The sequence below is a fragment of the Sulfurospirillum diekertiae genome (assembly GCF_002309535.1).
Lineage (GTDB): Bacteria > Campylobacterota > Campylobacteria > Campylobacterales > Sulfurospirillaceae > Sulfurospirillum > Sulfurospirillum diekertiae.
In genome coordinates this window covers 647,085-667,951 of sequence record NZ_CP023275.1, presented here as the reverse complement: position 1 = coordinate 667,951, position 20,867 = coordinate 647,085, and the positions used below count along the sequence as shown (strand labels likewise).

The window sequence follows — 20,867 nt, the reverse complement described above, 5'->3', positions numbered from 1 at the left end:
CGTGTTTCATAAGAAAACGACTCTTTTGTTGGGAATGAAAAATTAAGTGATAAAAAGATTTGCGATCAGTACCACAAAAGATAGCAAGTTTTTTACGAGTATGGAGCACTATTTTGGGATCCACCATTTCTAGAGATGTAAAAACGACCTGTTTGTTACAAATACGTTCTAACATCTCCTTCATAGTGGTATTAAATCCAACTCTTATTTCTTACGATTTAGCTTGAAAAAGTGATTTTTATAATAAAGCGCATCACCTGTTGTAAACACATGACTTTCTATACTGTCAGGAAGTTTATAAACATTTGTTGAGATGAGATCTAAGTCTGTTGCAATGACATAGCCACCTTTTTCAATCATGTAAATAAAATCACCGTAAATAGTTCCAGCAAATGTTGCAAATGGAAATTTGCGCTCTTTAAGTGTTTTAAGATCTGCATCGGTAAGAATGACACGTCCATCTTTAGTGAAAACAAAGATACGATTTTCAAGAACAATCACATCTTTAACATCCGTCTCTAAAAAGCTGATAGCTTTTGGACTAATGGAGACAACTTTACTTTTTGTTGCAGCGACCAAACGATCCCCTAAAACTTGAAGATAAATAATATTCCCAAAAAACTTTTCATTACTTACAACAACATCACGGATTGGTTTTTTAGTTTGTTGATCAACAATCAACAATTTACCATCAAGTGTTGGGAAAACAATTAAATCACCCAAAAAATACGGAGAAGCAATACGAGAATCTAAAACATACACGTTATCTTGTCTTAAATGCATCATCTCTTTGCCATCATTAATATCAATGATGACAAGTTCATTAGAACCTAAAACAAGTGCTAAAAGATTTCCTTTGAGCGCTGCAGAAGCTACAGCTACACTACATTCTTTAGAAAAAAGAACTTTTTTACTGGCATCAACAATTTGTACGGCACCACACTTAGAAGCCGCAACATAACGACCTTTATCTTCAGAAAGGTAAACAAACCCTTCTGGTAAAATGATATTTGTTAGACCGCTTTTATTTATAACTTGACCATTAGACAATGTCGCACCATCTCTTACTGCATCTATAATTGTTCCTGGTAATGAATCATCATAACTAACTTTTCCAGCAAGTGATTCTGGTTCAAAGTATTGTCGTTTTGTACCACAGCCGCTTACAACCATTAATAAAGCCAAAAGTGAAAAGGCAATTTTTGCGTATCTCATTATTTCAAACCTTGATAGTGTTCTAGATTTTTTGCAATCTGTTTAAGTGGTGAATTTGCATCAATCTGAGCAAATTTCAACCTCGCCTCTTCTATTTTCTTATCTTTGAGTAAATCATATCCCTCTTGAAGAAGCACCATGCCTGCCAATAATTCCCCTTTTGGTGTTGCATTAAGATCAAGTTGAGAAAGCTGATAGGTTGCCAAATCCGCTAAAATAGGATTTTCTTTAGAAAGAGAGACTGTTTTAAGTGCTTCAGTATCACCTTTCACCAGTGCTGTTTCAAAAATAAACATCGTATACAACTTTGGATTTTTTGCTTTAAGTGTTTCAAGTGCTGTCGTATTGTTAGCATCTTTTAATAGAGCTTGATACGCTTCATTTGAAACTTTTAAACGCTGTTGCGACATGATGTCATTGATAGCATACCATCCAGCACCCAAAGCTACAAGCACTAATGCCGAGATAATATATTTTTTATTGCGATTAAAAAAACGCTCTCCTTTGATCATTCCCTCAAGGAATTGCTCTTCAGTGCTAATTTCTTCTTTGACCGCTTGAATATTCTCTTTAAGTCCCAAACACTATCCTTAATAAGCGATTTTTAAAAACATGGCAAAGTTTATCACAAGAAATATAAAAAGGGACTAATAGAAGTCTACTATCGTTTCAGTATCCACCAAAAGAGAATTTGCTATAATTACCTTTCAAAAGATTTAAGGATTTTAAACCATGAAAATTGATAATGAACTACTTCAAAAATTGGAAAAACTCTCCTCTTTAAAAATTAGCAATGAAAAGAGAGAAGGTGTCATTAATCAACTGAGTGAAATTGTCTCTTTTGTTGAAAATCTTAATGAACTTACGCTTGATAGTGAAGAAGCAACCTTTACAACACTTGCAGGGGGTACACCATTTCGTGAAGATATCCCTAGTGTAAATCATGAAATTATTAAAACTATTTTACAACATGCACCACATAGTGAAAGTGGCTTTTTTGTCGTTCCAAAAATCATTGAATAACGTTTATTTGAAGGGGAATTAAAAGATGAGCTCACTCAATATCAAAGCATTATTAAAAAACGTGGTAGCCTATAAAGCGTCAGATTTACATCTTGTTGGACGTAGCGAACCACAAATTAGAATTGATGGGAAACTTGTGCCACTTGATATGGAAAAGCTAAATGGGACAACGATTGAAGAGCTCTGTTATACGCTTATTACCGATAAGCAAAAGAAAAAACTTGAAGAAGAAAAAGAGCTTGATTTTGCAATCATGTTCCCAGATATTGGTCGTTTTCGTGCCAACTATTATTACACAATTAACAGCGAACTTGCAGCAGCCTTTAGAATTATCCCTATTGATATCCCTTCCTTAGATGATCTCAATGCTCCTATTGTTTTTAAAGAACTTGTTCAGAGAGAAAAAGGGCTCATTCTGGTCACTGGACCGACAGGGAGTGGTAAATCAACGACACTAGCAGCACTTTTAAATGAAGTTAACCTCTTTGAGCACCGCCATGTCATTACCATTGAAGATCCTGTTGAATTTATTCATACCAATAAAAAATGTCTTTTTTCACATCGAAATGTAGGTGAAGACACTAAAAGTTTTGCCAGAGCACTCAAATTTTCACTTCGTGAAGATCCCGATATTATCCTTGTGGGTGAAATGCGTGACCAAGAGACCATCAGTACGGCCATTACGGCTGCAGAAACAGGACACTTGGTTTTAGGAACACTTCATACTAATTCAGCAGTTCAAACCATCAATAGAATTGTTGATAGTTTTGAAGGAGCTGAGCAGGTACAAGTACGTAATATGCTTGCAACATCTTTGTATGCTGTCATTTCGCAAAGTTTGCTTCCAAAAGTCGGAGGAGGAAGGGTTGCGATCCATGAAGTTATGATTAATAATTCAGCTATTGCCAACTTAATTCGTGAAAATAAAATTCATCAGATTTACTCTCAAATGCAGCTTAACCAACAAAAAACAGGCATGATTACTCAAACACAAGCAATGATGAAAAGCCTTAGAGCCAATCTTATTACGAAAGATGATGCCATACGTTACTCTACCCAGCCACAAGAACTTCTCAACAATATGGGGATGTAATAAGCAATTTTACTAATATTACAGCTTATTCAAGCTATACTAAAGCATTAAAAACTCTAAAATAAAATGGGTAAAAAGGCACCTATGGAAATGAACAACAATAATCATATCGCAGAAATGGTTTTTCAGCTTGCGGAAGAGACATTTGCAAAGCTTAAAAGTTTAAACATCCCTCCTTATCCAAAATATTATCACGATACGTTTGTTGAGACACTGCAAAAAAGCGGTGATACAGAGTTGATGGACCTTACAAAAAAGCATAGTTACCTTTTTTCCAATGCACAACAAGAAGAAATGGTGAGTGAAACTTGCTTTGGTTTAATGAAAAAAGGGTTAGAAGAGTTTGTAAAAACGAATGATAACCTTAAATTTATTTCAGATGAAACATCTATCAATATTGACAATATCAAAAAAGATTATGAGAGTGTCGATACACATCAAGTTCTACAGGCTTTTGATAACTTTCAAGGTAAAATTTTACATGAACTTCAAGCTGCCGATGAAACAATTGCTAAACTCAAACTAGAAGTAGAACGTTTAGAACGTGAATCCAACATTGACCCTCTAACGAAAGCCCATAACAGAAGAGTTCTTGTTAAAGACTTAGAAGAACTACTGAGTGTTGGTAGAGATAGAGATATGGATATGCATCTTGTCATGTTCGATGCCGATGATTTTAAACAAATCAATGACTCGTTTGGCCATATTGCCGGCGATAAAACCTTAATCTTTCTATCCAAGCTGATTCAAAATTCACTTAGACGGGGAACACGTATCTATCGATACGGTGGTGAAGAATTTGTCGTTATTTTGAACCGAACCTCTTTTGATGAAGCCACGAAAATCGTTGATCGCATTATCAAAGAGACAAGCGATAGTAAATTACTGTATAAAAATCATGATATCCATCTAACACTGAGTGCAGGCATTTGTTCTCATAAACGCACGATGAGTGCCGACGAGCTTTTGGATACAGCGGACAAAGCGCTCTACGAAGCCAAAAAAAGTGGTAAAAACTGTTTTAGGAGCGCACATTAAATGGCAAATTTTTCGATGTTTGACCTTATATCTCTTGCCTTAGTGCTGATATTGGGAATTAAGGGCATTATTAATGGATTTGTAAAAGAGGTTTTTGGTCTCTTAGGCATTATTGGTGGTATCTACTTTGCTTCGCGTTATGCGCATGAAGCAGGTAAAATGATTAGTGATCATATTTTTGCATTTAACAATCAAGCATCTTTATACCTTTTTGGATTTATTGCGGTTTTGATTGTTTTTTGGATTACGTGTATCTTTTTAGGCTATCTTATTGCGCAAGCCTTGAGTCTGAGTGGGCTTAGTATGTTTGATAAATTGGCTGGTTTTGTCATAGGCAGCATGAAAATATTTTTAGTTTTTTCTGTTTTGGCAGTCACATTAACCAATATTGAATTCATTAAATCAAGAATTGAACCCTACGTTGCTAACAGCATGATGTTTCCACTCTTTTTAGAAACTGGCAAATACATTGTCAAACTTGATACCAACACCATGTTTGAGAATTTGCAACCTAAAGAGAAAACTAACCCTTAAAAGAGGTCATGATGAGTACGTTTGAAAATCTTGAATATAACTCCTTACTCTCAAACTTTAAAGAGTTATTGAAAAACAATAGTTTAAAATTTACCAAGCAACGTGAAGTCGTCTTAAAAACACTCTATGAAAAAGATGAGCACTTTACACCCGAAGATCTCTATATTTTTCTTCGAAGTACGTATCCAGAGCTTAATATTGGGATTGCTACGGTCTATCGTACACTGAATCTGCTTGAAGAGTCTCACATGGTCACATCGATCTCATTTGGTGTTGCCGGTAAAAAATTTGAACTTGCCAATAAACCCCACCATGATCATATGATCTGCAAAAACTGCGGGCTGATTATCGAATTTCAAAATGATAAAATCGAACAACTACAACTTGAAATTGCGCAAGCAAACCATTTCATCATTACCAGCCATTTAATGCAACTGCGTGGTCTTTGCAAAGAGTGTGCACAAAAAAGCAAACATTAGAAAAGAGGACGATATTTTGATATTTCAAGACCAATACCAACAACAACGCATCGAAAAGGGAAAGGCGCTACATGCCCTTGGACATAACCCTTATAGGCATAATATTATCAAAGACACCAGCACCAAAGAGTTTTTAGAGTGCTACGAATATGTTGCAGAGAGTGAACTCAAACGCGATGAGAACAAGAACAATACAGTTGTGGGACGTATCAAATTTTTACGCCATATGGGAAAAGCCGCTTTTGCAAAAATTGAAGATGAGCAAGGTGTGCTTCAAATCTATTTCAGTCGCGAGTCTATTGGTGATGCATGGTTTGATGAAGCTAAAAAACTGGTTGAAGTCGGTGATATTATCAGTGTCACAGGTTTTCCTTTTGTCACAAAAACAGGTGAACTTTCTTTACATGTAAAGTCATTGGAAGTCGCAACCAAGTCAATAGTACCTCTTCCTGAAAAGTTTCATGGTCTCCAAGATAAAGAGTTACGTTATCGCAAACGTTACCTTGACATGATTATGAACCCTGATGTACGTAAAACTTTTAAAATTAGAAGTAAAATTGTCAGTGAAATTCGTCATTTCTTTGAAGAACGTGACTTTCTAGAAGTTGAAACTCCTATGATGCACCCCATCGCAGGTGGAGCAAATGCAAAACCGTTCATTACGCGCCATAATGCTTTAGGAGTTGATCGCTACCTAAGAATTGCACCAGAACTTTACCTCAAACGCCTTGTCGTCGGTGGTTTTGAATCCGTCTTTGAAATCAACCGTAACTTCAGAAATGAAGGCATGGATCAAACACACAACCCTGAATTTACCATGATCGAATTTTACTGGGCATACCATAATTACCATGATTTAATGCGCCTCACCGAAGAGATGTTTGATGTGTTGTTAAAGAAACTTAAACTTCCACGCAAACTTCCTTATGGAGATTTGGAAATTGATTTTTCAAAACCATTCCAAAAAATTGCTTTTAGAACTGCTCTAAGTGAAATCGGTGGCGTTCCAGATGAAATTCTTGATGATTGTGCCCAAATTACGAAATATATTATAGATAAAGGTTTGAGTGTTGACGCGAATTTAAACCTTGGCAAACTCTATGAAGAACTTTTTGATCTGTTTGTTGAAGAAAAACTCATCAATCCAACTTTTATCATTGATTATCCAATTGAAATCAGCCCACTTGCACGTCGAAGCGAAATCAATCCAAACATTGCAGAGCGTTTTGAGCTCTTCATTGCCGGGCGAGAGATCGCCAATGGATTTAACGAACTTAATGATCCTATCGATCAATATGAACGATTTTCAAAACAGTTGCAGGCTAAAAATGCAGGTGACGATGAAGCCCATGAAATGGATGAAGATTATGTCTATGCTCTAGGCTACGGTTTACCACCAACTGCGGGTCAAGGGCTAGGGATTGATCGTTTAACGATGTTACTCACCAATGAGTTGTCGATTAAAGATGTTATTCTGTTCCCAGCAATGAAACCACTTGGTGATGCCGATGAACAAACACAAAAAGACGAGGAATAAAAATGAGTATTTTAAAAACTGTTGACCCTGTTATTTACGACCTAACGGTAAAAGAGTTAAATCGCCAATGTGATCATTTAGAAATGATTGCCAGTGAAAATTTCACCTATCCTGCTGTTATGGAAGCGATGGGCAGTGTGTTTACCAACAAATACGCTGAAGGTTATCCTGGTAAACGCTATTACGGTGGTTGCGAATTTGCTGATGCTGTTGAGCAACTTGCCATTGATAGAGTCTGTAAACTTTTTGGTTGTACCTATGCAAACGTTCAGCCAAACTCAGGTAGCCAAGCCAATCAAGGTGTTTACCAAGCGCTTTTAAATCCATTTGATAAAATTTTAGGTATGGATTTAAGCCACGGCGGACACTTAACACACGGTGCTAAAGTGAGTAGTTCAGGCAAAACCTATTCAAGCTTCTTTTATGGCGTTGAGCTTGATGGTCGCATCAACTATGATAAAGTAAGAGAAATTGCCCATATCGTTAAACCTAAAATAATCGTGTGTGGCGCAAGTGCCTACCCAAGAGAACTTGATTTTGCAAAATTTAGGGAAATTGCAGACGAAGTGGGTGCGTATCTTTTTGCCGATATCGCACACGTTGCTGGTTTAGTCGCAGGCGGCGAACATCCAAGTCCATTCCCACACTGTCATGTTGTCACATCAACAACGCATAAAACGCTTCGTGGACCTCGTGGCGGTATCATTCTTACCAACGATGAAGAGATCGCTAAGAAAATCAATAGCGCGATCTTCCCAGGAATTCAAGGCGGTCCATTGGTGCATGTGATTGCAGCTAAAGCCGTTGGTTTTGCTGAAAACCTAAAACCAGAATGGAAAACATACGCAAAACAAGTACGTGCCAATGCAAAAGTTTTGGCCGATGTGCTGATTAAAAGAGGCTATGACATCGTCAGTGGTGGTACCGATAACCATCTCGTACTCGTTTCGTTCTTAAACAAAGAGTTTAGTGGTAAAGAGGCTGACTTAGCACTTGGACGTGCAGGCATTACCGTTAATAAAAATACCGTACCAGGCGAGACACGAAGCCCATTTGTGACCAGTGGTGTTCGTATTGGATCCCCTGCTCTTACAGCACGTGGTATGAAAGAAAAAGAGTTTGAAATCATTGCCAACAAAATTGCTGATGTACTCGATAATATCAACGATGAAGCTTTACATGTAAAGATCAAAGCTGAAATGAAAACGTTAGCAAGTAACTTTATTATTTATGACAGACCAACCTATTAAGGGAAATTATGTATAACATTGACGTCTCTCTCATCAAAATGATTACCGACCACTATTGGATCAAGCGTGACGCTATTGTCCAAAAAATCGATTTTGGAGGGAGAGTCTTTTTTGATAAATATGAGCGAATTGATCAGCCTTTGAACAACAGTATCATCAAAGATCATCTTGATGGAAAAATTACAGTTGCTCATTCACTGATTAATAACTTTGACAAAGTCGAAAATATTGTTTTTGACTATAATGGAAGAAATACCGAGCGATTTTGGCATAGGGCACAACTTTTGCTTAGAGAAGAGGGATTCATCAATTTTACTGCGTATAAAAGTAAAACAGAGGGTCATCTACATCTGTATGTTCATAAAGGTCATACTACCTTGCAAGAGGGGTATCAGATCGCTAAAATGCTTTCAGCAAAGCTCTCTCAAAAGCTTCCGCGCGAATGGAGAATGTTCCCAACGCAAGAGCTTCCAAAAGAGTTTAATATTTTGGCACTGCCTTATGACTTGTACCAAAAAGAGCGAGGCGCTTCTTGGTCGAAGCATATGTAGTCAACATCATTCTAAGGAGAACCGATGGAAAATAGAAATGAATTAAGTGATATTGTCTTAGAAAAAGGAGACAATAAAACCGTTAAGATGAAACGTATCCTTATTTTGGTTGCTTTTTTGATTCTTGTATTTCTTGTCGCACTTGCAAGTATGAAAGTAGCAAACAAAGATCAAGGGAAAGACACTTCTAAACTAATTTTACCACCTGAGCCAACGCAAGAGACGCAAATTCCTAAGGATGACCAGCTCTTTAAACAAGTGCCAATTATTGAGGAGAACCCTAAAAAAGAGAGTTTTGAAGATATGATCAAAACCCTTAAAGATAAAGAAGCACAAAAACAAGAAGATGCCAAAGGAAGTGACGTTAAACCTAAAGAGACAACAACGACAACGCCTACTGCTACGACACCTGTCAAAGAACCTGCTCCTGCAAAAGTGAAAGAAGAGCCTAAAAAAGAAGCGGCTAAACCTCAGCAAATGCTCCGTAGTACCGAAGTAGCGCCAAGTACGCCTTCTACAACAAGCGGTAGTAGTACGGTTTCTCCTGGTATTTATGTTCAAGTCGGTGCAGTTGCGACAGCTCCTGATGCAAAGCAACTCAGTGACATCAAATCAAAAGGATTTGATTGCAAGACATATGCAACTGTCGTCAATGGTAATAAAGTGGTTAAACTCCTTATTGGACCTTATGCAACGTCTGCTGAAGCCGAAAATGCTCTTAGCCTCATTCGTTCTAGTGTCAATAAAAACGCATTTATTTATAGGGTAAAATAAGGTGCTAAGCTCTCGTAAAATTCTTTTTGATCAGCTCACCCCCATCACAATCTTTGCAAAATTGCAACGATATTTTGAAGGTGAGCTCTGTTTTTTGTTTGAAAGTGCTATCAACAACAACGATGGCAACTTTAGCTTTCTTTTTATTGGCGCACGTGAGCGTGTGATTCACCAAGACGATGTTAGCATCCATATTGATGAAGAAGGTGTTTCACATAATTTAGGATCCAATCCTTTTACTTTTTTGAAAAAGCGCTATGCAGAGCTCGATAAAACGCTCTATCAAACCTATACTAAAGAGCTAGGAGTAGGTTTTGTTGATGGCTTTATCGGCTACATTGGGTACGATGCAGTAAAAATTTTTGAGCCACGATTGAGATCTCACATGGATGGGCTTAAAGACGAGCTTCATATCCCAGAAGTTGACTTAATGCGTCCAAAACTCGTTTGTACCTTTTCGCATAAAACCAACACGCTTATCTTAACAACCTTTGTACCAAGTATTGCAGAGCAACTGGATTTGATTGAAGCGACACTGAAAGAGCCGCACATTCATATTCCTATTCAAACAGCGCTTGTCGATAAAAGCAAAAGCTCATTTGCACTCTCCAAAGAGCACTTTTTTGATATGGTTGCACAAGCCAAAGAGATGATACGCAGTGGCGATGTTTTTCAAATTTTAATGTCCAATCGCTTTACACAATACGCGCATATTGATCGTCTTAGCTTCTACCGAATTTTACGTCAAAAGAATCCATCTCCTTATATGTTTTATCTCTCGTATCCCAACTTTGCTATTATCGGTAGTTCTCCTGAAGTTATGGTTGGACTAAAAGATGGACGCATTACATTGCGCCCTATTGCGGGAACACGTAAACGTGGATCTACGTATGAAAAAGATATCGCCTATGAAAAAGAGATGCTCAGTGATGAAAAAGAGAGAGCGGAGCATTTGATGCTCATTGACTTAGGTCGTAATGATCTTGGTCGTGTTGCAAAAGTCGGCAGCGTCAAAGTCAAAGAGATGATGCGTGTAGAACGCTATTCTCATGTCATGCATATGGTTACAGATATTGAAGCAATCCTCGATGTCAAATATGACATGTTCGATCTTTTTGCCGCAACTTTTACTGCAGGCACGATGACAGGAACACCTAAAATTCGTGCTATGGAACTCATTAGCGATTTTGAAGGCTTAAAACGTAGCTTTTATAGCGGGGCAGCAGGTTATTTTGGGTTTGATGGCAATATGGACAGCTGTATTATGATTCGCACCGCGTATTTGGATGATGAAAAGATTATTTTCCAAGCGGGTGGTGGCATTGTGGCAGATAGCAAGCCTGAGCTTGAATACCTCGAAGTGACCAATAAACTAGGCGCAATGACAAGCTCTCTTGACGATCTTAGGGAGTAACGCTTCACATGTTACTCTTTAGTATTTTTGGTTATCCTGTTGCACACTCTATTTCCCCAAGATTGCATAACACCGTATTGCAAGCTTTAAAACTTGATGGCTGTTATATTCGCAAAGCCATTACAGACCCCGAAAAACTCATGGCAACGTTTCATGCAATGAAATTAGAAGGTGCCAATGTCACCGTTCCCCATAAAGAGACCGCCTTTGCCCAATGTGATGAAGTGAGAGGCATTGCAAAAGAGATTGGTGCAGTCAATACACTCGTTCGAGAAGGCACACGTGTCATTGGATACAACACCGATGCAGAAGGATTTTACGAGGCAATTAAGCCCTTTGGCTATATTCGCAATGCCCTGATTTTGGGTGCAGGTGGAACGGCTAAAGCCATTGCTATTATTTTAAAAGCACATCAGATTGAAACAACAATCCTCAACCGCTCAGCTTCTAGGCTTTCCTTTTTTGAAGCGAAAGGCTTTACATGTAAAACATGGCAGACATTCACTCCTCTGCCTTATGATCTCATCATCAATACCACTTCTGCAGGTCTTAAAGATGAAGAGTACCCTTGTGAACCAGAACTCTTAAAAAATATTTTTGCACATTCAAAATATGTATTTGACGTTATTTATAATAAACCAACGCCCTTTTTAGAACTTGCAAAAAATTATGGTCTTACATGTAAAGATGGTAAAGATATGCTTCTTTACCAAGGCGTATTTGCCTTTAACCTTTTCTTCTCTCAACACTACGACGTTAAAATGATCGAATCATTGATGCGCCCTGCTTTTGATATCTAAATCTTACTAAAGGAGAGCTCGTGCAGCTCGAAAAAACACTCAATAACCCTTACGCACATGATTATCAGCTACTGATAAAAAATATTCTAAATGCTCCTATCTATTTTGATCCGAACCAAGAGATTGTCTATCGTAGCGATAAGCGCTTTACCTATGCGACCTTTAAAAAACGCGTTCATCAACTAGCCAATATGTTAACCTCTATAGGAGTCAAAGCAGGTGATACCGTTGCTGTTATGGACTATGACTCCCATCGTTATTTGGAATGCTATTTTGCTATTCCCATGTTAGGTGCTATTCTTCATACCATCAATATTAGACTCGCTCCTGAGCAGATTCTCTATACGATTGATCACGCTGAAGATGATGTCATCTTGGCACACACGGATCTTCTTCCCACCTTAGAGCAGATTAAAGGAAGACTCGATATTGATGCTTTTATTGTTCTCTCAGATGATGGTAAAATCCCCCCAACCTCTTTACATGTAAAAGGCGAATACGAGCAACTGCTTGCGCAAAGTGCCGATACATTTGATTTTCCAGACTTCGATGAGAATACTCGTGCAACAACCTTTTATACCACAGGAACAACGGGTCTCCCCAAAGGTGTTTACTTTACCCATCGCCAACTTGTTTTGCATACGTTAGGCGCGCTTTCCACACTTGGAAGTGCCCCAAAACAAGGTAGTTTTCATCAAGGGGATGTGTATATGCCCATTACCCCGATGTTTCACGTCCATGCGTGGGGATTGCCTTATGTCGCAACCATGTTGGGCGTCAAACAAGTCTATCCAGGACGTTATATGCCAGACGTGCTTTTAGACCTCATTGACAAAGAAGGCGTTACCTTCTCTCATTGTGTTCCAACCATCATGCACATGCTTTTCAACTCACCTAAAATTAATGAGGTAAATCTCAAAGGATGGAAAGTGATGATCGGTGGAGCATCGCTTCCTAAGTCAATGTGTAAAGAGGCACTCTCAAGAGGCATTGACATGTTCACAGGCTATGGTATGAGCGAGACCTGCCCTATTTTAAGTGTGGCACAACTCACCCCTGAGATGTTAGCGCTGGATGATGATGCCCAAAGCGATATTCGCATCAAAACGGGTCGCCCTATGGGTCTTGTGGAAATGCAAATTGTGAATGAACAGATGCAACCGCTTCCTCGCGATGGAATGAGCACCGGTGAAATCGTTGTGCGTTCTCCTTGGCTGAGTCAAGGCTATTTTAAAGATCAAAAAAACTCTGAAATTCTTTGGAGTGGTGGTTATTTACACACAGGCGATATGGCCAATGTTGATGAAAAAGGCTATATTAAAATCACTGATCGCGTCAAAGACATTATCAAAGTGGGAGGCGAATGGGTCTCGTCTTTGGAGCTTGAAGATATTATTAACCAACATGCTTTTGTGAAAGAAGTTGCGGTTATTGGCATTGACGATGAAAAATGGGGAGAGAGACCTCTTGCTCTTGTGGTGATCGACTCAAGTAAAGCCATTAGCGAAAAAGAACTCCTTCTTCATGCCAAAGAGTTTATTAAAAAAGGTATTATGGCGCGTGAGAGTATGCTTTTAAAAATAAAATTTGTAGAAAGCATCGATAAAACGAGCATTGGGAAAGTCGATAAAAAAGAACTCCGTAAAAAATACGCGCATTAAAAAACTTCTAGGACGTTTACATGTAAACGTCCTATCCTTCACTTTTAACATTCTTAAGAATCACTATTGATCAATAAAATTTTAATTTAATTTTATAAGGAATAATTTATGCATATTATTTTTATTGCCTTCTTTGTTCTCGATGAATTTTTTTACAAAAGGCTTCTTTATGACGATTAAACTACGATTAATTATTTCTGCGTTCATTAGCTCCTTGGTGGTGATACTTGTTATTGGTGTCTCTTTTATGACGATTCAAACGGTACAAATCAAAGGTAACCTCTACGAAAAAATTATTCTTTCAAAAGACCTTTTAGCCGATATTCTCCCACCTCCAGAGTACATCCTTGAAACTCGCCTTGTTACTTATGAGCTCCTGAATAGCACACCCGAACAGATTTCTACTCTTAAAGCCAAACTGGATGCCCTTAAAAAAGATTTTACCGATCGTCAAAGCTATTGGGATCAGAGTAATCTTGAATCACGTATGAAAAATTTGGTTTTAAAGGAGATTAAAAACTCAGCATTGAGTTATTTTGACCTTACTGAAAAAAAATTCATTCCTGCCATTGAAAAAGGCAATATACAAGAAGCACGAGCATTGTTAGAAGGCGATCTACAAAAATACTATGACATACATCGTCAATATATTGATCAACTTGTGATTATGGCAAATCAACAAGCTGAAGCCGATGAAAATATATCAAATGATGTCCTTCAAAAAGGCTTTGCGACAATGGCCTTGACTGCTTTAATTGGTATTATTATTTTGCTCGCAGCTTTAGGGTTTACCAACACCATTATTCTTAAAAATATCAACCGCCTTAAGACTATTGCTGCCTCATTAGCATCGGAACAAGGCGATCTCTCTAGCCGTTTACCTATAGAGTCACAAGATGAGATTGCTCAAACGTCCCAAAATTTTAATCGCCTTTTTGATAAATTTGAACAAATTGTTCATCTTGCTCAATTAGAAGAGAGTAAGATCAAAGAGGCTCACACTGAAATTAACCAACATATGGCTCATTCACAATTAATGATTTCATTAACCGATTTAATGAGTGAGGGAGCCATTCACGGAAGTACGGATATTCAACAAACGATGCAAACAACGATAGAAACATTACAAAATATTTTGCAACTCAATGATAAAACTTCTTTAGTCGTTAAAAATGTGCACCAAAATACCGATCAAATTATAGGCGCAATGGAACATATCGTTGAGAGAATTAACGATACGCGAAAAAATGCCGATAGCGTCACTCATAGTACCGATGAAATTGCACAGGTCATTGCCCTGATTAAAGATATTTCAGATCAAACCAATCTTCTTGCACTGAATGCTGCAATTGAGGCAGCGCGTGCAGGGGAACATGGTCGTGGCTTTGCGGTTGTTGCGGATGAAGTTCGAAAACTTGCAGAACGTACCCAAAAAGCAACTACAGAAGTAGAAGCCACGATCAATATTTTGAAGCAAAATGCCGAAACGATGGTAGAAAGTAGCGAAAGTACGGAAGTTTACGTCAAAGACACTGTTTCGCAAGTTGATCTCTTCAGGCAAGCTTTAAGTGAACTTACAGACAATGCTGATGCCATACGCCAAGAAAATCTTCTTATCTCTTACGATATTTTCATTGAACTTGCTAAGCTTGATCATATTATTTTCAAACTTAAAGCGTACAACTCAATTTTCCATAATGAAGAAAAAACAACATTTAGTGATCATCACCAGTGTAGGTTAGGAAAATGGTATGAACATGGAGATGGTAAAAAAGCCTTTGAAAATGTCCCAAGTTATGCGCTCCTTGCATCACCGCATCAAAATGTTCATGATAAAATATATGCCTCTTTAGCCTGTATTAAAAACAATAATTGTGTGGAAAAATCTGAGGAAATTCTAAATAATTTTAAAATTGTCGAGACAAAAAGTAAAGAGCTCTTCACAATTTTAGATCATATGGTAGAGGAAGCAAAGAGGGGCTAAACTCCTCTCTTTTTAATTTTCTATTTTTATTAAAATATATCTATTGAGCTGCTGTCGATTCTACAACCAAACATTACAAATTTTATGTTACACTAATATTATTTTAGATGTTATATTTCTCAACAGAGGGTACAATGAGTCTGTTTAGCACATTTTTTGATACTTTATTTTTATCAGACAACACATATAATGCCCTCTACCGATTTTTTGATGATAGTAGTTCCGTTATGCTTCTCATTGATCCTCACAGCGGAGAGATTATTAACGCCAATAAAGCTGCAGCACAGTTCTATGGGTATCCACTAGATCATCTTGTGGGAATGTCTGTTGCTTCATTTAATACACTCCCTCCCAATGAGGTACATCAAGAACGACAACGTGCTCTCATGGAAGAGCGTAACTACTTTACCTTTCAACACAAGCTTGCCAACAATGAAATAAAAGATGTTGAAGTTTATTCAACACCTATTACGTTAGGTAAGAAAAGAGTTCTTTTTTCAATCATACATGATATCACTATGCGAAAAGAAACAGAAAAGCAGTTAGATGCAGTCAATGAAAATCTTGCTAAACAAGAAATCCTCTTCAAACAAATCATGGATACCTCTAGTGTTGCGATCTTCTTAGTCAACCTTGAAGGCTATATCATTCATGCCAATCGACGCATGGCTGAAATGTTTTTATACCCTCTTGAGGAACTCATTGGCAAAGAGTATGTTGAACTCATCCATCCCAGCGAAAAAGAGATCGGCCGGACTAAGATGCTATCACTTCTTGGTAGTAGCATATCATCCGTAGATTTAGAACGGATCTATTGTCGCAAGGATGGTACAAGTTTTTGGGGAAACCTCGAAGGCAAACGTTTTTACGACGACAAAGGCAGAGAGCTAGGACTTGTTGGTGTGCTAGCAGACATTGACGAACGTAAGTACATCCAAGAATGCGAACAACACCATAAACAAATTTTACAGATGATGGTAAACACTTCACCCCTCTCAACCATTTTACATGTAATGATTGGAGGCATTGAATCCATACACTACCGCCGTATTGGATGCAGTATTTTACTCTTTGATGAAACCATCACAAAACTAACACTTGGTGCTACATCCAAAGAGCTTCAAGACCTGAGTATGGCACTGATAAAGACGTCACAAAACAACACTCCATTTTTGAATCATCTCATGCAACTTCAATCTGAACCTATCTTGCTCAGTGACATAAAAAATCAACACTGGTGTGCAGATGAAGCGTTTCAATGTTTTTTATCCGATGCTACCCAAACATGTTGGATAAATCCTATTTTTTCAGCACTTAAAAAACCTCTTGGTCTTTTAATCATTTGTTCTTTGCAACAGCAAAATCTTACGCCTAGAGAAATCAAACTCGTGGAAGATGAAGTGCAATTTATTGCCCTTGTAATTGATAAAAGCACCAGCGATTCCAAAGTACAACTTGCAGCCAACGTTTTTACCCACGCAAAAGAGGGAATTATTATTACCGATCCACAAGGCACAATTATTGAAGCGAATGAGGCTTTCATTCGGAACTCTGGTTTTGAAGCATCCGAGATCATTGGACATAACCCTCGCATCTTAAAATCAGGAAGACATGAAAACAGTTTTTATACACAAATGTGGCACAGTATTTTTACAAAAGGCAACTGGCAAGGGGAAATATGGAACCGTCGTAAAGATGGTAGCTTAACTGCTGAAATGTTAAACATTAGTGCCGTTAAAGACAGCGAAGGAGAAGTTCAACATTTTGTAGCACTTTTTACTGATATATCCACCATCAAAGAACATGAAAAAGCATTAGAACACCTTGCCCAACATGATGTTCTAACTTCTCTTCCCAATCGTATTTTATTTTGGGATAGGCTCCATCAAGCTATTGCCGAAGCACAGCGCTATCATACTTATTTTGCTGTTGTCTATATTGATCTTGATGGCTTTAAAGGAGTCAACGATACCTATGGTCATAGCATTGGAGATGAGTTACTCATTATTGTGGCTGAGCGCATTACCAAACTGATTCGTCAGAATGAGACCATCGCTCGCTTAGGTGGCGACGAATTCGTAGCACTACTGACCCATCTTAAAGAGCCAAAAGAGTGCGAAGCCATTCTTGTCAGAATTTTAGAAACCATACAAGAGGTGATCGTTGTTAATGGGATTGATCTTTATATTTCGGCAAGCCTGGGTGTTAGTTTCTACCCTTGCGATACGCTTGAGGCGGATGAACTCATCTTGCAAGCAGACAAGGCTATGTACAGTGCCAAACAATTAGGAAAAAATAATTATAAATTTTTCAATGAAACAAAGACAGATTGAGCCTAAATTTTGGTACGTGATTCCAAAGCTTTCGATAATGAGAGCATATCAACATTTTCAAGGTGCACACCTGTTGGTACGCCTTGAGCAATTTTTGTAAAATGTAGATCATACGCTTTAAGTTTATCCTCGATAAATAAAATAAGCGCGTCACTTGCCAACGAAGGCGTCAGCGCAAAAATCATCTCTTTCACATCTTCATTGACCATCGCTTCAAGTTTACTGAGCGTCTCTTCTTCCAAATCACACAGAACAAAATAGTGCCCATCAAACAGTTTATGCTCCTCTAACACAAAAATATCTTTGGCGCTTTCAACAATGCAGAGCTTTTGACTATCACGTCTTTCATCAAGGCAAATATCACAAATTTCATGCTCACTGAGGGCTCCACACTGTTCGCATTTTCGAATACTCTGAATCGCACTCTCAATGGCATTCGCAAGTTTCATCGCAGAAAAGGTATCGTTTAAAACCAAATGATACGCAAATCTAATAGCCGACTTTCGACCAACTGTTGGGAGTTTTTCAAAGGCATCGACCAGCTTATTAAACTTCTCTAACCCTCTCATCATGCGATAAATCCTTTTGAAAAATCAATGCTAAAGTGATGATAGCCTGCTTCATAGGCGTACGCTATTTCCAATCCATGTTGTTCCACAATATTTTTGACAATATACAGTCCAAGCCCCAATCCACTACCACACGCTTTAGAGCCAGAGACAAACGGTTGAAAATACTCTTCAATCGCCATTTTAAGAGGCTCACCTTCATTCGCAATAATCAGCCTCTGCCCACTGCTTTTTACAAAGACACGATGATTGAGGCTATGCTTCATCGCGTTATCCATCAAGTTTTTAATCGCTAACGCCATAAGCTCAAAGTCAACGGTCACTTTAAAATCAAAATCGCCTTCAACATGGACCTGATCTTCTCTTTTTTGGTCATCAAGCATCAAAAGATCAATCGCTTGATCGATTACATGTAAAAGCGAATACTCTTTGAGATTGAGTTCATACCGCTGTGATGTAAGCTGCTCAATCTTGGAAAATTCGGCAATCAAAAGATCAAGCCTACCAAACACTCCGACTAACCGTTTTTTAGCGATAGCATCCTCAAGCATTTCAGCAACAATACGCCCTTTACCAATCGGCGTTTTGAGCTCATGCATAATCGTCCGTAAAAAAAGCTGTCTGGAATTGATAAGATCGCGTATTTTTTTAACAGCACGATCAAACTCATTGGCAACTTCACCGATTTCATCATTCGATTCACTCTGACACTCAATGCTTAAATCCCCACTGGCAAACTTGCGTATTTGCGAACTGAGTGTCTTAAGCGGTGCAATACTTTTAAAAATAGAGACGTACATGTAAAGCAAAATCAACAACGCAATGACAAAAACAACCCATAAACTTTCATTAAAATTTTTGTAGTCTTGGCTCTCTAAAAGAACACTAGATTCAAAATTATCAATAAAAAGATAATAACGGTCATTGTACACAATGGAAGAAAAACGGCTAATGGGAGAAAGTTTTTGGAAAATAACCACCCCATTGGCGAGAACAGAATCACGCAGATGTTTACTGGCAACTTTTTTGAGTCCAAAATTATTGAAATACTCTTCAATATCTTTTGGCTGAACGTTGTTACGATACATGACTAACAAATAATTGACCGATTGAATTTGGCGCTGTTTCATATTCTCTAGATTTTTATCGCTTTGATGCTCCAACAAAAGAGCAAAGAACATCGCCAGTAAAAAAAGTGAGAGAAAAAAGATCGCACTGATCTTGTTGAGAATTGAGTTTTTAATCATCCGACAAGCTTGTACCCAATACCTCGTACGGAGTGGATGTACTCAGGGCTTTTAGAATCATCACCAATTTTAGTACGCAAACGACCGATAATGACATCTAAACTTTTAGAGCCTTTATCTTTCAGCGATTTACAGTTATATACTAACTGCTCACGCGAGATCGAAAAACCATTTTGACGAATCATATACGAGAGTATCTCATATTCTGCGGGAGTAAGATTAAGAACCTCTCCTTTAAAAGAGATTTCATGGCGTTTTTCATCGACCAAGAAAACACTATGACTTTGCTGTTCTTCCAACGTTGAGCTTTTTTTATAACGACGAATCAAGCTTTGAATGCGTGCATACATCTCTTTAGGATCATACGGTTTTGGTAAATAATCATCCGCACCGATTTGAAGGCCGATGACTTTATCACTGATATCGCTGCGTGCCGAAGAGATAATGATAGGAATGTCATATTGCGCAACAATCTCTTTGCAAACCTCAAGTCCATCCATCCCAGGCAATGTCAAATCCAAAATGAGTAAATCATATTTTTTGACTCCAGCACTTAACCCCAAATAAGGATCTTCAAAATTGGTAATTTTAATATTGTATTTCGCAAGATATTCACTTAAAATTTCGGCGAATTCGGTATCATCTTCTATCATCAAGACATTAATCATTCTATGGCCTTGTAGTTTTTTATAATTATACTGAATTTGAGTGATATTTAAAAAGAAAGACCTCCGAAGAGGTCTTATAGAGGTAAAATTTGAACTTTTATTTACTGGTAGCGGGTGTTTGTGCTGGGGTTGGTCTTTGTGGTTTTTGAGCCATCAACGTTTTAAGCTCTGTACGTTGTTCTTTTGTGAGAAGATTGAACACTTTTTCCATATGATCCGCTTGAAGCGCTAACATTTTTTCGTGCATTTCGGTATGAAGTTTGATAAACTCTTTTTTATTGAAGCTATCACCGCTCATAAGATCTTGCATTTTTGTTCTCATTTTTGGATCTTGCAATTTAGTCATTTCTAACTTCATTTCACTTTGCAAAACATGTAATTTATGGCGTTGATCATCGGTAAGGTTAAGTTGTTCCATCATTGCCATACCACCTCTTCCACCTTGCATCATCATTCCTTGACCACCCATTCCGCCACCTTGCATCATACCCATACCAGATTGCATCCCTTGACAGTTACCGCCACCAAAGGCGAAAGCACTGGTCGTTCCTAGTGCAACTAAAGTTGCGAGTGTTAAGATTGTCTTTTTCATTGTGTACTCCTTAAAAGTTTTATGATGAAATCTTACAGGAGTGCTATTAATGAGCCTTTAATGGTTTGTTAATCAACCTTAACAACCAAATTTTAAACTACTTTT

At 37.9% G+C, this 20,867-nt stretch carries 20 protein-coding genes; 14 read left to right on the top strand and 6 right to left on the bottom strand.

What is annotated here, in order from left to right; all coding sequences use genetic code 11:
* Positions 1 to 204 precede the first annotated feature (204 nt).
* Positions 205 to 1,215, bottom strand: coding sequence for an outer membrane protein assembly factor BamB family protein (locus tag SJPD1_RS03460; protein ID WP_096045975.1), 1,011 nt, complete (start codon positions 1,213 to 1,215; stop codon positions 205 to 207).
* On the bottom strand, positions 1,215 to 1,796 hold the full coding sequence (locus SJPD1_RS03455; protein WP_087437910.1) for a hypothetical protein: 582 nt from the start codon (positions 1,794 to 1,796) through the stop codon (positions 1,215 to 1,217). Before SJPD1_RS03455 ends, SJPD1_RS03460 begins: the two co-directional genes overlap by 1 nt.
* A gap of 151 nt (positions 1,797 to 1,947) precedes the next feature.
* On the opposite strand from SJPD1_RS03455, the gene gatC reads away from it, so the two are divergent.
* The 14 genes from gatC to SJPD1_RS03385 all read left to right on the top strand — a co-directional run bounded on the left by gatC (position 1,948) and on the right by SJPD1_RS03385 (position 17,686).
* Positions 1,948 to 2,238: an Asp-tRNA(Asn)/Glu-tRNA(Gln) amidotransferase subunit GatC gene (gatC, locus tag SJPD1_RS03450; RefSeq protein ID WP_096045974.1), complete on the top strand. Its 291-nt coding sequence runs from the start codon at positions 1,948 to 1,950 to the stop codon at positions 2,236 to 2,238.
* Positions 2,239 to 2,263: 25 nt separating this feature from the next.
* Positions 2,264 to 3,331 carry a type IV pilus twitching motility protein PilT gene (locus SJPD1_RS03445; RefSeq protein ID WP_096045973.1) on the top strand — a complete coding sequence of 356 codons (1,068 nt, stop codon included), beginning with the start codon at positions 2,264 to 2,266 and terminating at the stop codon, positions 3,329 to 3,331.
* Between the two features lie 90 nt (positions 3,332 to 3,421).
* On the top strand, positions 3,422 to 4,369 hold the full coding sequence (locus tag SJPD1_RS03440; protein ID WP_096047782.1) for a GGDEF domain-containing protein: 948 nt from the start codon (positions 3,422 to 3,424) through the stop codon (positions 4,367 to 4,369).
* Entirely contained in the window at positions 4,370 to 4,903 is a 534-nt protein-coding gene (locus SJPD1_RS03435; protein WP_096045972.1) for a CvpA family protein, read from the top strand.
* A gap of 11 nt (positions 4,904 to 4,914) precedes the next feature.
* Positions 4,915 to 5,382 carry a Fur family transcriptional regulator gene (locus tag SJPD1_RS03430; RefSeq protein ID WP_096045971.1) on the top strand — a complete coding sequence of 156 codons (468 nt, stop codon included), beginning with the start codon at positions 4,915 to 4,917 and terminating at the stop codon, positions 5,380 to 5,382.
* A 16-nt stretch (positions 5,383 to 5,398) separates the two neighbouring features.
* Complete coding sequence (gene lysS / locus SJPD1_RS03425; RefSeq protein WP_096047781.1) at positions 5,399 to 6,919, top strand: lysine--tRNA ligase; 1,521 nt, start codon at positions 5,399 to 5,401, stop codon at positions 6,917 to 6,919.
* A 2-nt stretch (positions 6,920 to 6,921) separates the two neighbouring features.
* Positions 6,922 to 8,169, top strand: a complete 1,248-nt coding sequence (locus tag SJPD1_RS03420; RefSeq protein WP_096045970.1) for a serine hydroxymethyltransferase — start codon at positions 6,922 to 6,924, stop codon at positions 8,167 to 8,169.
* Between the two features lie 8 nt (positions 8,170 to 8,177).
* Positions 8,178 to 8,720, top strand: a complete 543-nt coding sequence (locus SJPD1_RS03415) for a DUF1882 domain-containing protein (RefSeq protein WP_087437904.1) — start codon at positions 8,178 to 8,180, stop codon at positions 8,718 to 8,720.
* A 24-nt stretch (positions 8,721 to 8,744) separates the two neighbouring features.
* On the top strand, positions 8,745 to 9,494 hold the full coding sequence (locus SJPD1_RS03410; protein ID WP_096045969.1) for an SPOR domain-containing protein: 750 nt from the start codon (positions 8,745 to 8,747) through the stop codon (positions 9,492 to 9,494).
* A gap of 1 nt (position 9,495) precedes the next feature.
* Positions 9,496 to 10,908, top strand: a complete 1,413-nt coding sequence (locus SJPD1_RS03405; RefSeq protein WP_096045968.1) for an anthranilate synthase component I family protein — start codon at positions 9,496 to 9,498, stop codon at positions 10,906 to 10,908.
* Positions 10,909 to 10,916: 8 nt separating this feature from the next.
* On the top strand, positions 10,917 to 11,708 hold the full coding sequence (locus SJPD1_RS03400) for a shikimate dehydrogenase (RefSeq protein WP_096045967.1): 792 nt from the start codon (positions 10,917 to 10,919) through the stop codon (positions 11,706 to 11,708).
* Positions 11,709 to 11,728: 20 nt separating this feature from the next.
* Positions 11,729 to 13,369 (top strand): fatty acid--CoA ligase, encoded by a 1,641-nt coding sequence (locus tag SJPD1_RS03395; RefSeq protein WP_096045966.1) that lies wholly within the window; start codon positions 11,729 to 11,731, stop codon positions 13,367 to 13,369.
* 169 nt (positions 13,370 to 13,538) lie between these two features.
* A complete protein-coding gene (locus SJPD1_RS03390) occupies positions 13,539 to 15,353 on the top strand; it encodes a methyl-accepting chemotaxis protein (RefSeq protein WP_168171309.1) in 1,815 nt (604 codons plus the stop codon).
* Positions 15,354 to 15,487: 134 nt separating this feature from the next.
* On the top strand, positions 15,488 to 17,686 hold the full coding sequence (locus SJPD1_RS03385; protein ID WP_168171308.1) for a sensor domain-containing protein: 2,199 nt from the start codon (positions 15,488 to 15,490) through the stop codon (positions 17,684 to 17,686).
* A 2-nt stretch (positions 17,687 to 17,688) separates the two neighbouring features.
* Here SJPD1_RS03385 and recR read toward each other — a convergent pair whose 3' ends face one another.
* From recR to SJPD1_RS03365, 4 genes are all read right to left on the bottom strand, one after another.
* Positions 17,689 to 18,258: a recombination mediator RecR gene (recR, locus tag SJPD1_RS03380; RefSeq protein ID WP_096045963.1), complete on the bottom strand. Its 570-nt coding sequence runs from the start codon at positions 18,256 to 18,258 to the stop codon at positions 17,689 to 17,691.
* Complete coding sequence (locus tag SJPD1_RS03375; RefSeq protein WP_096045962.1) at positions 18,255 to 19,502, bottom strand: ArsS family sensor histidine kinase; 1,248 nt, start codon at positions 19,500 to 19,502, stop codon at positions 18,255 to 18,257. Before SJPD1_RS03375 ends, recR begins: the two co-directional genes overlap by 4 nt.
* Positions 19,499 to 20,170, bottom strand: coding sequence for a response regulator transcription factor (locus SJPD1_RS03370; RefSeq protein WP_088437236.1), 672 nt, complete (start codon positions 20,168 to 20,170; stop codon positions 19,499 to 19,501). The genes SJPD1_RS03375 and SJPD1_RS03370 overlap by 4 nt, the downstream gene beginning before the upstream one ends.
* Positions 20,171 to 20,267: 97 nt before the next feature.
* On the bottom strand, positions 20,268 to 20,762 hold the full coding sequence (locus SJPD1_RS03365; RefSeq protein WP_096045961.1) for a Spy/CpxP family protein refolding chaperone: 495 nt from the start codon (positions 20,760 to 20,762) through the stop codon (positions 20,268 to 20,270).
* Between the last annotated feature and the right edge of the window lie 105 nt (positions 20,763 to 20,867).